The sequence below is a fragment of the Rugamonas aquatica genome, from assembly GCF_009380215.1.
GTDB classification, from domain to species: Bacteria; Pseudomonadota; Gammaproteobacteria; order Burkholderiales; family Burkholderiaceae_D; genus Rugamonas; species Rugamonas aquatica_B.
In genome coordinates this window covers 45,419-60,139 of the sequence record NZ_WHUG01000006.1, presented here as the reverse complement: position 1 = coordinate 60,139, position 14,721 = coordinate 45,419, and the positions used below count along the sequence as shown (strand labels likewise).

The following is a 14,721-nucleotide window of genomic DNA, read 5'->3' as shown; positions in this document are numbered from 1 at the left end:
CGCAAACCCACCAAACCATGAGAACCTACTTGATTGGCGACCTTCAAGGTTGCCATGAGCAAACACTTTCCCTGCTTGATCGCGTCAACACGGATGCGGAACTGCGCGATCCCGGCGTGGAGCACCGCATTTTCTTCGCAGGCGACCTGATCAATCGCGGCCCCGATTCGCTGGCCACGCTGCGCCACGTGCGCGCGCTGGCGATGGGCAGCGGCGGCCGCATCGACAGCGTGCTCGGCAATCACGACCTGCATTTGCTGGCCGTGGCGTATGGCATCCGGCCCGAGCACAAGTCCGACACGCTGGCCGAGATCCTGCATGCGCCCGACCGCGACGAGCTGATCGACTGGCTGCGGCGCCGTCCGCTGGCCATCCACACCCAGGGCCATGTGCTGGTGCACGCCGGCCTGCTGCCGCAATGGACGGCGGCGCAGGCGATGGCGCTGGCCGGCGAAGTGCAGCAGATGCTGCGCGGTCCGAACATGGCGGAGTTCCTGGCCGAGATGTACGGCAACCTGCCCGACCAATGGAGCGACGACCTGCAAGGCGCGGACCGGCTGCGCTGCATCATCAACGCGATGACGCGGCTGCGCTTCTGCGACGCCGACGGCGTGATGGATTTCAAGATGAAGGAAAGCGGCAAGGCCGAGGAAGGCTCGGGCCTGATGCCGTGGTTCGAGGTGCCGGGCCGGCGCAGCCGCAAGGAGACGGTGGTGTTCGGCCACTGGTCGGCGCTGGGGCTGACCCTGAAACCGCATTTGATCGGCCTCGACAGCGGCTGCGTGTGGGGCGGCCAACTGACCGCCGTGTGCCTGGAAGACCGCAGCCTGCTGCAAGTGCAGTGCCCGGAATTCCAGCAGCACAGCGGCAAGAAAGCCTAGTGCGGGCTGGCCGTCACGCCCAGCGCGGCGGCGACGGCCTGGTGCGTGGCCTCCGCCAGGTCACGCCGGTGCGCGCCGATGCTGGCGATGGCCGGCAAGATCGTCAGCCTGGCACGAACCGGTGAACCGCTCAGTATCAGCATGATGCTCTCGGCGAAAGTGGTCTCGCCGATGAAGTCCACCGACGGATGCGAAGCGCCGGACGGATCGCGGTAAGACAGCGCGATCGCCTGCACCGGCACCTTGGCATCAATCGCCGCCTCGAACAGATTGGCGTGGAACGGCAGCAGATTGCCCTGCGCCGCCGTCGTGCCTTCCGGGAAGAAGGCCACGCGCTCGCCGCGCTCCAGGCTGTGCACCAGGCCCTTGAAGATATGCCGCAGGTCGCGCCGGTTGCCGCGCGAGATGAACACGGTGCCGGCCTTCTCCGCCAGCCATCCGGCCAGCGGCCACGAGCGGATCTCGGCCTTGGCGACGAAATGACTCGGATGCAGACTGTGGATGACGAAGATGTCCAGCCACGACACGTGATTGGCCACCACCATCGCCCGGTCCAGCAGCGGCACGCCGGCGCTCTGCTCCACCGTCACATTGCACATCGCCAGCAGCCGGGTCGACCAGCGGCGGATGTGGCCGTTACGCTTTTCCTGTCCACTCCACGGGAACACGGTCGCACAGATCGCCATCCCCAACAGCACATGCAAAAACACCCGCGCGAGGCGGAAGATCATCGAAATCTTCATGCCATCCGATCAGCTGCGTTGGAAGGCGACGTGCCCCGCAACGATGGTGGTGCGGACCTGGCCGGCCAGGTTGTAGCCGACGAAAGGCGTGTGCTTGCCCTGGCTGGCCAGCGCCGAGGCTTCCACCGTCCAGCGCGCGTCAGCATCGAACAGGCAGACATCGGCGGTAGCGCCGACCGACAAGGTGCCCGCGTCCAGCCCGGCCACGCGGGCCGCGTCGGACGTGATGCGGGCCAGCGCGCGCGCCAGCGGACGCACGGCGCCCGTATCCTGGGTGGCGGCGTAGTCGTCGGCCCATTTCAGCGCCAGCGACAGCAGCAGTTCCAGGCCGGTGGCGCCGGGCGAGGCTTCTCCGAACGGCAGCAGCTTCTCGTCGTCGTCGACCGGCGTGTGGTCCGAGCACAATGCATCAACGGTGCCGTCCAGCAGGCCGAAGCGGATCGCATCGCGGTCGCGCTGGCTGCGGAACGGCGGCGTCACGCGCGCGTTCGAATCGAAGAAGCCGATGTCGGCGTCGGTCAGGTGGATGTGGTGGGCGCCAACGTCGCAGGTGACGGGCAAGCCTTCCTTCTTGGCGTTGCGCACCAGCTCCAGGCCGGCCGCCGACGACATGCGGCACAGGTGCACGCGGGCGCCGGTCGAACGCATCAGCTCGAAGATCGTGTGCAGCGCGATGGTCTCCGACATCACCGGCACGCCGGACAGGCCCAGGCGCGAAGCCAGCGGGCCGCTGGCCGCGATGCCGCCACGGCCGATGTGCGCGTCCTGCGGACGCAGCCACACGGTGTAGTTGAAGGTCTTGGCGTACTGCATGGCGCGCAGCAGCACATTGGTGTCTTCGATCGGCTCTTCCGCCTGTGCGAAGCCGATGCAGCCGGCTTCGGTCAGCTCGGCCATCTCGGTCAGCGCCTTGCCTTTGAGGCCGACGGTCAGCGCGCCCAGCGGGTGCACGTGGGCCTGGTTCAGCGTCTTGGCGCGGTACTTCAGCATCTCCACCAGGCCGGGCTCGTCCAGCACCGGATCGGTGTCCGGCGGGCAGATCAGGCTGGTGACGCCGCCCTGCATGGCGGCCTGCATTTCCGATTCCAGCGTGGCCTTGTATTCATAGCCCGGTTCGCGCAGGCGCGCCGACAGGTCGACGAAGCCGGGCGAGACGATCAGGCCGCTGGCGTCGATGGTCTGGTCGGCCGTGAAGCCGGCCGGCGCGCTGCCCACCGCCAGCACTTTGCCGTCGGCGATGTAGAGGTCGTTCTTGCCGTCGATGCCGTTGGCCGGATCGATCAGGTGGCCGTTTTTAATGTGTAGTTTCATGCCTGCGTTCATCCCTGCGTCCCCGCCACTATGCTCATTACCGCCATGCGTACTGCGATCCCGAAAGTCACCTGCGGCAGTATCACCGCCTGCGGGCCGTCCGCCACCGCCGAGTCGATCTCGACGCCGCGGTTCATCGGACCCGGGTGCATGACGATCGCGTCCGGCTTGGCCAGCGCCAGGCGTTCCGGCGTCAGGCCGTAGCTCTTGAAGTATTCCTGCGCCGACGGCAGCAGCGCGCCGCTCATGCGCTCGTTCTGCAGGCGCAGCATGATGATGACGTCGACGCCCTTCAAGCCCTCTTCCATATTGGTGAAGGTGCGTACGCCCATCTGCTCCAGGCCGCCCGGCAGCAGCGTGTGCGGGCCGATGGCGCGCACTTCCGGCACGCCCAGCGTGGTCAGCGCGTGGATGTCGGAACGGGCCACGCGGCTGTGCAGGATGTCGCCGACAATCGCCACCGTCAGGTTGGTGAAGTCCTTCTTGTAGTGGCGGATGGTGTACATGTCCAGCAAGCCTTGCGTCGGGTGCGCGTGGCGGCCGTCGCCGGCGTTGACCACGTGCACGTGCGACTGCTTGGTGTCGTGCAGGTGCTTGGCGATCAGGTAGGGCGCGCCCGACTGCGCATGGCGCACCACGAACATATCGGCGTGCATGGCCGACAGGTTGTCGATGGTGTCGAGCAGCGATTCGCCCTTGCTGGCGGACGAGGCCTGGATGTTCAGGTTAATTACGTCGGCCGACAAACGCTTCGAGGCGATCTCGAAGGTGGTGCGGGTGCGCGTGGAGTTCTCGAAGAACAGGTTGAACACCGACTTGCCGCGCATCAGCGGGACTTTCTTGACGTCGCGGTCGGAGATGCCGACGAACGACGAGGCGGTGTCCAGGATGTGGTTGACGATGGACTTAGGCAGTCCCTCGATCGACAGCAAGTGCTGGAGCTCGCCGTGTTTATTCAGTTGCGGATTAAGCATGGTTTTATTCTATGGTTAGCGTAAATTTTCCATCGTCGGCGCGCTTGAGCACCAGCGCCTGTCCCGGCGGCACCTGCACGTGCGCGGCGACGAAATCGGCAGCCACCGGCAGCTGGCGCTCGCCACGGTCGACCAGCGCGGCCAGCATGATGCGCGCCGGACGGCCGTAGTCGAACAGCTCGTTGATCGCGGCACGGGTGGTGCGGCCGGTGTACAGCACGTCGTCCACCAGCAGCAGGTTGGCGGCCGCCACTTCGAAACCGATATTGGTCGGCTTGACGTCGGCGGGCAAGCCCTTCTTGGCGTAATCGTCGCGATAGAAGGACACGTCCAGCACGCCGCAGCGGGCGGACAGGCCGAGGTCGGCCGCGAGGCGCTCGGCGATCCAGGCGCCGCCGGAGTGGATGCCGACGATGGCGACATCGGCCACGCCGGCCAGGCCGGCTTTGACGTCGGCCAGCAAGGTCGCGTACAGCGCTTCGGCGTCGAGTTGGTTGGGGTTCAGTGTGGACATGGGATTCAGTGGGTGTCGAAATATTGTTGCAGGATGATGGCGGCCGCGCGGTCGTCGATGACCTCGCCGCGCTTGGCTGAGATCACGGCCGACGAATAGCGCTCGTCGACCAGTTCCACCGGCAGGCTGAAGCGGCCGTGCAATTGGTTGGCGAACTTGCGCGCGCGCGCCGTCATCTCGTGTTCGGCGCCGTCCGGATGCATGGGCAGGCCGACCACCAGCCGGGCCGGCTTCCATTCTTCCAGCAGCGCGCCGATGTCGGCAAAGCGGGTGGCGTTGTCGATGGCGCTGATGACTTTAACGGGCTCGGCCTGGCGGATCATCGTATTGCCCATGGCTACACCGATGCGTTTGACGCCGAAGTCGAAAGCGAAGATGGTCTCGATGGTCATTTAGGCGTGACCCGCCTCGGAGGTCAACATCAGCGGGTCGATGCCCAGCAGGCGCATGGCGGCCGTGTAGCGGTCTTCGATGGGCAGCTTGAACAGGATGTCGGGATCGGCGCCGACGGTCAGCCAGCCGTTGCGGCTGATTTCGTCCTCCAGCTGGCCAGGACTCCAGCCCGAGTAGCCGATCGACACCAGCATGCGCTGCGGGCCGTCGCCGGCGGCCACGGCCTCCAGCACGTCGATCGAGGTGGTGAAGGCCACGTCCTTGGTGACGGTCAGCGACGATGAATAGCGCTGGCCCGGCGTGTGCAGCACGAAGCCGCGGTCGTCCTGCACCGGGCCGCCGAACATGATGGGGGCGTCGACATCGACGCCGGCTTCCAGCTTGAGGTCGATGCGCTCGAACAGCACTTCCATCGTCATGTCGGTCGGCTTGTTGATGACCACGCCCAGCACGCCGTTTTCATTGTGCTCGCACACATACACCACGGTGCCGCCGAAAATCGGATCTTGCATGGAAGGCATTGCAATCAGGAAATGATTTGCCAGGTTGAGCGTCGTGGCCGTGCCGCTGCCGGTGGCTTCCAGGGGATCGCCGGTTTCCTGCAGCAGGCCGGGTACAGGGAGAGTTTTGCCGATTTTGCTTTTCTTCATATGCGTGTTCTTTCTGTGCTGCTGACAATTACTGTAGTATTCGCGCGGCTAGCAACTCTGTCTAAGCGATAGTTTACACTGAATTGCGGAAGCGGCCATGTTTGCGTTCCCCCACGAGATTGACACAGACTGAATGAAACTGAATTCCTCCCTGGTCTGGCTGCGCCGCGATTTGCGCGTTTTCGACCATGTCGCCCTGAACCAGGCGCTGCAGAACAGCGCCCGCGTGTATTGCGTTTTCGTCTACGACACCACCATCCTGGACGGCCTGCCAAGGCGCGACCGGCGGGTCGACTTCATCCATGCCAGCATCGCCGAAGTGTCGGCGGAATTGCAACAGCTGGGCGGCCACCTGATCGTCAAACACGCCGACGCGGCCGCCGCGATCCCGGCGCTGGCCGCCGAACTGGGCGTGGACGCCGTATTCTGCAACCACGACTATGAACCGCAGGCCATCGCCCGCGACGCCGCCGTGGAGCGCGCGCTGCGCGCCGACGGCCGCCAGTTCTTCAGCTACAAAGACCAGGTGATCTTCGAGAAAAGCGAAGTGCTGTCGCAGACCGGCGGCGTGTTCTCGGTCTACACGCCGTACAAGAACGCCTGGCTGAAGAGGCTCGACGCCGATCCGTCGGTGCTGGCGCCCTACCATATCGAACCGCACGCCGCGCGTCTGGCGCCGCCGCCGGCCGGCGCCCCGGCGCTGCCGACGCTGGCCGAACTCGGCTTCGAGCCCAGCAATCTGGCCGAACTGAAGATCCCGACCGGCATGTCCGGCGCGGCCCAGTTGTTCGAAGACTTCCTGCCGCGCATCGCCGGCTACAAGGATGCGCGCGACTATCCATCCGTGAAGGGACCGTCCTACCTGTCGCTGCACTTCCGCTTCGGCACGCTGTCGGTGCGGCATCTGGTGCGGACGGTGGTGGACCTGATGGCGCGCGGCGCCGGCGGCGAAGGCGCGCCCGTGTGGCTGGCGGAATTGATCTGGCGCGAGTTCTACGCCATGATCCTGTACCACAACCCACACGTGGTGGGCGGCGCCTACAAGCCCGCCTACGACGCCATCCAGTGGGAAACCGGACCGCAAGCCGACGAGCTGTTCGCCGCCTGGTGCGAAGGCCGCACCGGCTATCCGCTGGTCGACGCCGCCATGGCCCAGATCAACCAGACCGGCTATATGCACAACCGCCTGCGCATGGTCACGGCCTGCTTCCTGATCAAGGACCTGGGCATAGACTGGCGCCGTGGCGAGGCCTATTTCGCGCTGCACCTGAACGACTTCGACCTGGCGTCCAACAACGGCGGCTGGCAGTGGGCCTCGTCGTCCGGCTGCGACGCCCAGCCCTACTTCCGCATCTTCAACCCGGTCACGCAATCGGAAAAATTCGACAGCAAGGGCAAGTTCATCCGCCGCTACCTGCCGCAGCTGAAGGATTTGACCGACAAGGAAATCCACGCCCCATGGCTGGCACCACGCATGCTGCCGCTCGACTACCCCGAGCCGCTGGTCATGCACGACGAGGCGCGCAAGCGCACGCTGGAACGCTACGCGGTGGTGAAAAAGACGGACTGAAGTATTTGTGAGCGATTTGTGGGACGCTCGAAACGACACTGGGAACACCGGGACTGCCGCAAGCAGGCCCGACGTCACCATTCCCAATGTCTACAGGAGTTCCCATGTTGCAAGTACCAACCGCCCCAACCCCGCTGCTTGGTTCCATCGTCTGCACGCCCGCCGTGGCCGCCATCGGCGACAGCATCTGCGTCGAAGTGAAGGCGCCCAACGGCCAGTCCTACGATAACAACGAAAGCGGCAACATCTGCATCAACGGCGTACCCGGCTCCAAGCAGTACCTGGTGTGGAACCGCGCCGGCAAGAAGAGCATCACCGTCACCGCCGGCAAGCGCGGCGCCATCGAGAAGCTGAAAGCTGAAGTCCAGATCAACGCCCCGGCCGACGGCAAGCAGCCGCCGGTGCTGACGGTGCGCACCGCCCCGCACAATCCGACCGCGATGATACTGACGGTTCAGAATGCGCCCGAACGCCGCACCCAGGGCACGCCGCGCCCGCGCATCGAGATCAAGCCGCGCACCCCGGCCGTACCCTCCGGTCCCATCCTGCCGCGCAAGACGCCGATGAGCGCGCAGACCATCAGCGCGCGCGACGCCGCCAGCCATCCCATCCTGGTGAGCACCGCGCCGCCGCGCGCCGCCATCAACGCCGGCGGCGGCGCCACCGCCGCCGTCTACAACTGGCAGCTGGGCGCGGTCGCGCTGGGCAGCACCCATCCGACCTTGCAGCACGACTTCGCCGCCCAGCTCAATCCCAACCGGCCGCACACGGTGTTCCATGTGCAGGTGACGGTGCAGCAGCCGGGCGATGCGCCGCGCGTGATCCAGCGCAGCGTCAGCGTGGCCAATCCCTACTTCCTGGCGCGCCAGCGCGGCGTGCTGCAACCGCCGGTGGAAAGCAGCGACTTCAGCGCACAGTTCATCGACGGCAGCTACCGCGCCAGCTTCATCGTGCGCAATCCGGAGGCGTTCAACGTCGCGCTGAACAGCATGCAGCTGGAGCTGGCCTATGAAGACGGCCCGCGCGAATTCGAGCTGCGTCCCGCCAGCGGCTGCAACTTCACGCTGAAGGCCCAGGCCACCACCCGCATCGACGTCGCCATCCCGAAAGCGCAAATGCCGCAGCAGGCCATCGCCTTCAGCGTGCATTACAAGGGCACGGCGCCGAACGGCCTGCCGGTGCGTGTCAGCGCGCACTTCGACCTGCCCCAGCACATGAGCAGGAAGCTGCTGGTCAACGCCGCCGCGCAGACCATGCTGGACAACCTGGCCAGCAACCAGCTGGTCGCCAACCCCACCTCGATCACGCTGGAGGAAGTGTCGCACCTGGGCCGCTACGGCATGCTGCCAGTGCAGGCGCTGACGGCGATGGACATGCACGTGGAGCCGCCGTTCCCGGTCGAGGGCCAGGAATGCAATCCATGGAACCTGCCGGACCACATCCCCGACGGCATGTTCTGCATGCCGACCCAGGAAAAAAAATGGATGCAGATGAAGCCGCGCTTCATGAACGCCAAGAAGGGCGATTTGATCCTCAACCCCAGCAACGGCAGCCTGATCTCCGCCGTGCTGCAAACGGTGACGCCGCCGCAGCGCTATTCGCACTCCGGCATCATGACCCGCAACCATGACGAGATCACCCACTCCACCGCATCGGAAGACCGCCTGGTCGAATTCATCGGCGGCGACGGCGCCCGTCCCGACGTGCTCAAATACCTGTGGCCGGGCGTGGTGACGCAGACCGTCGAACACGCGGTCGACGGCGAAGACATGGTCGATCCCGAAACCGGCAAGAAGCATTCGATCGCCGGCTTCGCCACCATCGAATCGAAACTCGACCTGGGCGGCGTGGCGCCGGAGATCGTGCCGGCCATGGTGGTCAAGCCCGATCCGCTGAAGGAAACGCTGGAGATCCGCCAGACGCTGCACGGCATCGCCGACTTCGCCGCGCAGCAGGCCGGCAAGAGCCACTACCGCTTCTACTGCTACACCAAGCCCGCCATCGGCCTGACCGATAAGGCGCCGGCCAGCGCCAAGTGGGCCGCCAACACTTTCCCCACCGTGTGCTCGTCGCTGCTGTGGATGTCGATCCGGCAGTCCGGCGTGCCGATGGAAGGCGGCATGCTGGAACAGAGCGACCTGGCCGCCGGCGCGCAGATCGTGCCGTCGACGCCGGACGGCTTGTACGTCTACCAGTCCGACGAACGCATCGCCGCCGGCGAGATCCTGTACTCGAAGATCCACGAGATGGTGCTGGAGAGCGCCGGCTGGCTGGGCAACGCGCTGACCGACGCCGCCGACGATACCGCCAACCAGATGCTCAACGCCTTCGCCTCCGACTGGTGCGAGACCGACGCCAAGGACTCCGACGCCTGGCGCCAGACCGGCGACGCCAACGCCGTCAGCCCCGCCAACCTGTGCTTCTTCGACGCCCCACTGTACGGCTACGCGGAACCGCTGATCTACCGGCCGGCGCGCTTCGAGGAAGTGACCATCTACAAATGGAAGAAGGTGGCGCAGACCGGCACGCTGCACGGCGTGGTGCATTCCGAGGGCAAGCCGGCGGCCGGCGTCAACGTGCAGCTGTCGCAGAACCAATTCACCCACACCGCCGCCGACGGCAGCTTCACGCTGACCGGCGTACCGGTCGGCAGCGTGCTGGTGACGGCGGACAAGCAGGCGTGGCACGGCGAGGCGTCGGTGACGGTGGTGGCCAACAAGACCGCCGAAGTGACGGTGGACCTGAAACCGCCACCGCACTGGTTCCGCCGCGTGACCATCGACGGCTGGATGGCGACCACCGATTATGAATTCGCCGCCGCGGCTTATCCGCACAGTGTGGGCGACTTCTACAACATCGCCCAACTGGGGCCGTCGTCCAGCACCCATGTGGTCAAGGTGTTCGACCAGGTGGCCGACGACGCGATGGGACGCCTGATCCTGACGCTGGACCTGCTGGCCAACGACGTTATCCAGGTCAAGGCCACGCTGCGCTGCTACGGCGAAGGCTATGCCGACGGCGACAACTACCAGGAAGGCCATCTGGCGCCGTTCACCATCGGCCCGAACAAGGGCGGCACGTGGTGGATGTTCGTCGACGGCGACAACTACGCCGAGGCGCACTTCACGCTGACCAACAAGGTCGATCCGGTCTGACCCCCGCCGTCATTCCCGCGAAAGCGGGAATCCATGCGCCCATTTCGGACGCGTTCTATGGATTCCCGCCTGCGCGGGAATGACTATGGCCGCCCCTTGCAGCACGATAGTTGTCGAAATAAAAGATTTGTTCTTTTTATAATCAGACTTAAACTAGTGGTTCCGCGTAGTCCGCTTCAAGGAACCGCATCATGGCATCCCTCGCCAAAACTTCCCGTCCCGTCGCCCGCCTGATCGGCCGCCACAACGCCGTGCAGACCGTGCTCGACTCCCCCGCCACGCTGACCTGGATTTCCGCGCCTGCCGGCTCCGGCAAGACCAGCCTGGGACTGGAGTTCTGCGCAGCAGCCGGCCCCACCGTGGCCTGGCTGCGGCTGGACGAAGCGGACATCGACCCGGCCAGCTTCCTGCTGTACTTCGAACAGGCCATCGTCAACGGCGGCGTGGCGCCCGGCTGGCAACCGCCGCCACTGCTGCGCGAACACCTGCCCGCACTGCAAGGCTACCTGCGGCTGTACGCGCGCTCATTGGGCGCGGCGCTGGCGCCGGCCAGCTGCATCGTCATGGACGACGCCCACCGCTGCCAGGACGCGCCCTTCTTCCGCCAGTTCCTCGAAACGCTGGCGACCGAACTGCCGCCGGCCAGCAAGGTCGTGGTGCTGAGCCGCGCACTGCCGCCGGCCGCCTGCGCGCGCCTGCTGGCGCACGGCGACATGCATGAACTGGACAGCGCGGCGCTAGCCTTCACCCGCGACGAAACCGAAATTCTGCTCAATGTGCTGGGCATAGGCCACGCCGAAACCGTGGCCGACAGCGTCTACACTTTCACGCGCGGCTGGGCCGCCGGCATCGCGCTGGTGGCCTCATGGCTCAAGCGCCGCCCCGGCGCCGCGCTGGCGGCGGAGGATGTGCTGTCGGAAGCGATGGTCGGCTACCTGGCCGAGGAAGTGTTCAGCGCCTACACCGACGAGGAACGCGCCACGCTGCTGGCGGTCTGCTGGCTGCCGCACTTCAGCGGCGCGTGGGCGGCCGCGCTGTCCGGCGCACCGCACGCGGCGGACATCGTCGCCCGGCTGGCCGCGCAGGGTGCGTTGATCTACGAATACCCCGGCCGCCAGTACGCGCTGCATCCGCTGTTCCAGGGCTTCCTGCGCAAATGGGCCGCCACCCGCGTCGACGGCGCGCAGCGCAGCGCGTGGATCGCCGGCTGCATCGAGACCCTGCTGGCTGACGGCAGCGGCGACGCCGCCATCAAGCTGGCACTGGAGCACGGCATGCCCGAGCGCGCCGCAGGCCTGATCGAAGAACGCGCCGAAGCCATGCTGGCCAGCGCCCGCCACACCACGCTGGCGCGCTGGATCGACGCGCTGCCCGAAGCGCAGCGCAGCCCGTGGCACCACTACTGGCTGGGCATGGCCGTGTTCCTGAGCGACACCGCGCGCGCCCGCGCCGCCCTGCTCAAGGCGCTGCAAGCGTTCACGGAACGGCAGCAGCCCATGCACCGCTTCCTGGCGCTGGGCGCCATCATCAGCTCCTACTTCTTCGACGGCGCAGCCGAGCAGCCGCTGCGCGCCTTCCTGCAGCAGCACGTCGACCCGGCGGCGGACTACGAGCGCCTGCCCGATCCCAGCCAGAAGGCGCACCTGACCCACGCCGTCTGGAGCGGCTTGTTCATGACCGATCCCGCCCACCAGGACATGGACCTGTGGGAGCAGCGCGCGCTGGACGTGGTGCGCCAGTCGTCCGATCCCACGCTGAAGGTGCGGCTGGGCGCGATGCTGGGCCAGCACTACTACCAGTCCGGCCGCTACGCCGCGGTACGCGCGGTGCGCGTGCTGCTGGACGCCCTGCCAGAAGCGGCCTCACTGCCACCGTATGCGCGCTACCTGTCGCACCTGGTGCAGATGTACGACGCGCTGGCGGGCATGGACCACGCCCGCTTCGACGGCGTCTTCGCCGCCTGCCGCGCCAGTTCGGAAAGCAGCGGCATCCGCATCATGGACGCCCACTACGTGCTGCTGTACGCGGCCGCCTGCCTGCTGCGCGGAGAACTCGACAAGGCCGCCGCCGCGACCACCGAAGTGGCCGCGCAAACGCCACCCCAGCATCACAACCTGGTGGCCCATCTCCAGCTGACGCAGACCTGGCTGGCCAGCTGCCAGGGCGACGGCCACGGCGCGCTGGAACATGCGCGGCTCGCGCACGAAGCGGCGCTGCGTTTCGGCAGCGTGCCGTACGAGATCTACGCGCAGACGGCCAGCTGCGTCGCCTACACGCTGCTGGACCGCGCACGCTGCGCGGCCGAAACCGCCGTGCTGCGCCAGCATGCGGCCGACTACAACTCGCCGCTGGCGGAGACCTGGGCCGACCTGCTGGAAGTATGGTTGCTCATCACCGGCGCCGACGGCCAGGCGCAAACGCTGCAACAGCTGCAACGCGCGCAACCAGTGCAGCTGCTGCTGGCGCAGGACAAGCTGCGTCGCGCACTGAACCACATCGCATCGCAAGGCGGCGGCTACCTGACCTTCGCCACGCCGCGCATCCTGCAGCCGCTGTGCACCCACGCGCTGGCCGCCGGCATCATCCCCGGCGCGGCCAACATGCTGATACGCGCCTGGCGCCTGATGCCGCCGGACGATGCCGGCGACAACTGGCCATGGCCGGTGCAGATACGCAGCTTCGGCGGCTTCGAGCTGCGCATCGCCGGCGAGCCGCTGCGCTCGCAGGGCAAGTCCAAGCACCGCCAGCTCGACATCCTGAAACTGATCGCCGCGCACGCGCCCAACAGCATCTCGCTGGAGCGCGCCGCCGAACTGCTGTGGCCCGACGCCGACGGCGACACCGCGCGCCATGCGCTGGAGACCACGCTGTCACGGCTGCGCGCAACGGTGGGCGCCGGCTGCATCCTGCTGGAACAAGGCGCGCTGTCGCTGGCGCCGCAGCAGTGCTGGAGCGACACGGCGGCGCTGGAGCGGCTGCTGCCACGCCTGCACACGCTGACGCAGAAATGGGCCGACGCCGGCATCGACGCCGCGCAGTCGCACGAGGCGGCGCTACTGTCGGCCGCCACGCAGGTGCTGTCGCTGTATCGGGGAGAACTGCTGCACGGGGAAGGCGCGCCGTGGCTGATGGCGCGGCGCGAACTATGGCGCGGCAAACTGGCGCGCGCACTGGGCGACGCAGGGCGACAACTGGCGCAAGCCGGCCGCACGAGCGCCGCCGCGCAGCTGCTGGAACGGGCGCTGGAAGCAGACCCGTATTGCAAGGTGCTCAGCGCGGACCTGATGCGCCTTCATCTGGACGACGCGCGATTCGAAGAGGGATTGTCGGTGTATCGGCGCTATCAACGCATGGCATTGAGCGCCCTGGGCGCACCGGTGGCGCCGGAGATCGAAGCGCTGGCGCAGCAGCTGATGACCGTTGCGGCAGGCGCCGCGCAGTCCAACCCCGCCCACTACAGCGGCAAGGCCGGACCGACGCGAACTACATGATGTACTTCAGATGCTCGGCCGGGATATTCATGGCCTTGGCCAGTTCGGGATTGGCGCGGATCTGCTCCGCCGCGCCTTCCATCGCCGGCACCTCATGCACGTCGGCGCGAGTGGTGCGAGCCTCCGCCGCGCCGCCTTCGGTGCGACGCCCCACCTTCTGCATGTCCGGCGACAGGCGCAGCACCACGCCGCCTTTGTCGCGGGTTGCGTTGAGCAGCGTGCCGTTATGGTCGTTGTGCACATTCAGGCCCGTGTAGCCAGCCTCGCGCAGCAGCGCGGAGATGTCCTCGACCAGTTTTTGATCCTTATCCATGTTCATTTTCCTTTTAAGCTAAGAGCAGACCAAGCGACACATCGGCGCTGGCGTTTTGTACGAATGGGCCGGCAGTCTTGGTGCCGTTACCGGGCAAGAAATACGGCTTGGAGAATTTGACGTTGGCGATCGCCGACGTCAGTTGCGGCAGCAGATCCTGCACCTGCTTGCGCACAGCCGGCATGGCGGCCTTCAGCGCATCGGAAGCGGGACCGGCGCAGAACGGCGCACCGCCGTCGAACGAGAACCAGCTGCCGTCGACCGTCACATGCAGATGCTTCTGGCCGTCGAGGAACATGAACAGGAACACCGAGATGGTGCCGTCGATATCGCTGCAGAACCACGGGGTTTCGATATGGAAGTCGAAATTGACCTTGGCCAGCATGTCGAAAGGTTTGTGCGCGGCGGGCGACTGGGCGAAGTACGGAACGCTGATCCACGGCATGGCTTGCACGCGGATGCCGCTGGTGAGCGAAGCGCCGGCGGCGATCAGTTGCTTGGCGACCATGCCGACGTTGGCGTTGGTGTTAATCAGCTTGCCGAGATCGACCAGGTTCTCGCCGTTGGGACGGTGGACGGTGAACACGCCGCTGCCCGGAGCCGATTCGGAGAACGGCTGGTCTGCCGCGCTGACAGTATTCTGGCCGACAAAGACGCCGTTGAAGAACCCCTGTATGAATGAGTAAGTGCTAGTGACTGACATGATGCTTTCTTCCTGTAGAGATG

The 14,721-nt window shown here is 66.3% G+C and carries 12 protein-coding genes; 4 read left to right on the top strand and 8 right to left on the bottom strand.

Annotated elements, in window-relative coordinates:
* Positions 1 to 17: 17 nt before the first annotated feature.
* Positions 18 to 881: a symmetrical bis(5'-nucleosyl)-tetraphosphatase gene (locus tag GEV02_RS16480; RefSeq protein WP_152839019.1), complete on the top strand. Its 864-nt coding sequence runs from the start codon at positions 18 to 20 to the stop codon at positions 879 to 881.
* Here the strand turns inward: GEV02_RS16480 and GEV02_RS16475 are convergent.
* The 6 genes from GEV02_RS16475 to GEV02_RS16450 are packed head-to-tail and all read right to left on the bottom strand — an operon-like array spanning position 878 to position 5,466.
* Entirely contained in the window at positions 878 to 1,612 is a 735-nt protein-coding gene (locus GEV02_RS16475) for a lysophospholipid acyltransferase family protein (RefSeq protein ID WP_235922805.1), read from the bottom strand. The genes GEV02_RS16480 and GEV02_RS16475 overlap by 4 nt on opposite strands.
* 21 nt (positions 1,613 to 1,633) lie before the next feature.
* The gene (locus GEV02_RS16470; protein WP_152839017.1) at positions 1,634 to 2,935 is read right to left on the bottom strand and encodes a dihydroorotase; all 1,302 of its coding nucleotides are present in this window, start codon (positions 2,933 to 2,935) and stop codon (positions 1,634 to 1,636) included.
* Between the two features lie 8 nt (positions 2,936 to 2,943).
* Positions 2,944 to 3,909 (bottom strand): aspartate carbamoyltransferase catalytic subunit, encoded by a 966-nt coding sequence (locus GEV02_RS16465; protein ID WP_008452016.1) that lies wholly within the window; start codon positions 3,907 to 3,909, stop codon positions 2,944 to 2,946.
* A gap of 4 nt (positions 3,910 to 3,913) precedes the next feature.
* A complete protein-coding gene (gene pyrR, locus GEV02_RS16460) occupies positions 3,914 to 4,423 on the bottom strand; it encodes a bifunctional pyr operon transcriptional regulator/uracil phosphoribosyltransferase PyrR (protein WP_008452017.1) in 510 nt (169 codons plus the stop codon).
* A gap of 5 nt (positions 4,424 to 4,428) precedes the next feature.
* Positions 4,429 to 4,815 (bottom strand): Holliday junction resolvase RuvX, encoded by a 387-nt coding sequence (ruvX, locus tag GEV02_RS16455; protein WP_008452018.1) that lies wholly within the window; start codon positions 4,813 to 4,815, stop codon positions 4,429 to 4,431.
* Entirely contained in the window at positions 4,816 to 5,466 is a 651-nt protein-coding gene (locus GEV02_RS16450; RefSeq protein WP_008452020.1) for a YqgE/AlgH family protein, read from the bottom strand.
* Positions 5,467 to 5,599: 133 nt separating this feature from the next.
* Between GEV02_RS16450 and GEV02_RS16445 the strand changes: the two genes are divergently transcribed.
* The 3 genes from GEV02_RS16445 (at position 5,600) to GEV02_RS16435 (ending at position 13,682) form a co-directional block, all read left to right on the top strand.
* The gene (locus GEV02_RS16445) at positions 5,600 to 7,036 is read left to right on the top strand and encodes a cryptochrome/photolyase family protein (protein ID WP_152839016.1); all 1,437 of its coding nucleotides are present in this window, start codon (positions 5,600 to 5,602) and stop codon (positions 7,034 to 7,036) included.
* 104 nt (positions 7,037 to 7,140) lie between these two features.
* Positions 7,141 to 10,191 carry a carboxypeptidase-like regulatory domain-containing protein gene (locus GEV02_RS16440; RefSeq protein WP_152839015.1) on the top strand — a complete coding sequence of 1,017 codons (3,051 nt, stop codon included), beginning with the start codon at positions 7,141 to 7,143 and terminating at the stop codon, positions 10,189 to 10,191.
* A 191-nt stretch (positions 10,192 to 10,382) separates the two neighbouring features.
* Entirely contained in the window at positions 10,383 to 13,682 is a 3,300-nt protein-coding gene (locus GEV02_RS16435; RefSeq protein ID WP_152839014.1) for a BTAD domain-containing putative transcriptional regulator, read from the top strand.
* On the opposite strand, the gene GEV02_RS16430 is transcribed toward GEV02_RS16435, so the two are convergent.
* Together GEV02_RS16430 and GEV02_RS16425 are read right to left on the bottom strand one after the other, a co-directional pair.
* The gene (locus GEV02_RS16430) at positions 13,675 to 13,995 is read right to left on the bottom strand and encodes a hypothetical protein (RefSeq protein ID WP_152839013.1); all 321 of its coding nucleotides are present in this window, start codon (positions 13,993 to 13,995) and stop codon (positions 13,675 to 13,677) included. The two genes, GEV02_RS16435 and GEV02_RS16430, sit on opposite strands and share 8 nt — an antisense overlap.
* Positions 13,996 to 14,008: 13 nt before the next feature.
* On the bottom strand, positions 14,009 to 14,698 hold the full coding sequence (locus GEV02_RS16425; protein ID WP_152839012.1) for a hypothetical protein: 690 nt from the start codon (positions 14,696 to 14,698) through the stop codon (positions 14,009 to 14,011).
* Positions 14,699 to 14,721: the final 23 nt, after the last annotated feature.

Bases quoted from the DNA above. Each gene is read 5' to 3' on its own strand.
- GEV02_RS16480 (WP_152839019.1), top strand. From the start codon at position 18: ATGAGAACCTACTTGATTGGCGACCTTCAAGGTTGCCATGAGCAAACA.
- GEV02_RS16475 (WP_235922805.1), bottom strand. From the start codon at position 1,612: ATGATCTTCCGCCTCGCGCGGGTGTTTTTGCATGTGCTGTTGGGGATG.
- GEV02_RS16470 (WP_152839017.1), bottom strand. From the start codon at position 2,935: ATGAAACTACACATTAAAAACGGCCACCTGATCGATCCGGCCAACGGC.
- GEV02_RS16465 (WP_008452016.1), bottom strand. From the start codon at position 3,909: ATGCTTAATCCGCAACTGAATAAACACGGCGAGCTCCAGCACTTGCTG.
- pyrR (WP_008452017.1), bottom strand. From the start codon at position 4,423: ATGTCCACACTGAACCCCAACCAACTCGACGCCGAAGCGCTGTACGCG.
- ruvX (WP_008452018.1), bottom strand. From the start codon at position 4,815: ATGACCATCGAGACCATCTTCGCTTTCGACTTCGGCGTCAAACGCATC.
- GEV02_RS16450 (WP_008452020.1), bottom strand. From the start codon at position 5,466: ATGAAGAAAAGCAAAATCGGCAAAACTCTCCCTGTACCCGGCCTGCTG.
- GEV02_RS16445 (WP_152839016.1), top strand. From the start codon at position 5,600: ATGAAACTGAATTCCTCCCTGGTCTGGCTGCGCCGCGATTTGCGCGTT.
- GEV02_RS16440 (WP_152839015.1), top strand. From the start codon at position 7,141: ATGTTGCAAGTACCAACCGCCCCAACCCCGCTGCTTGGTTCCATCGTC.
- GEV02_RS16435 (WP_152839014.1), top strand. From the start codon at position 10,383: ATGGCATCCCTCGCCAAAACTTCCCGTCCCGTCGCCCGCCTGATCGGC.
- GEV02_RS16430 (WP_152839013.1), bottom strand. From the start codon at position 13,995: ATGGATAAGGATCAAAAACTGGTCGAGGACATCTCCGCGCTGCTGCGC.
- GEV02_RS16425 (WP_152839012.1), bottom strand. From the start codon at position 14,698: ATGTCAGTCACTAGCACTTACTCATTCATACAGGGGTTCTTCAACGGC.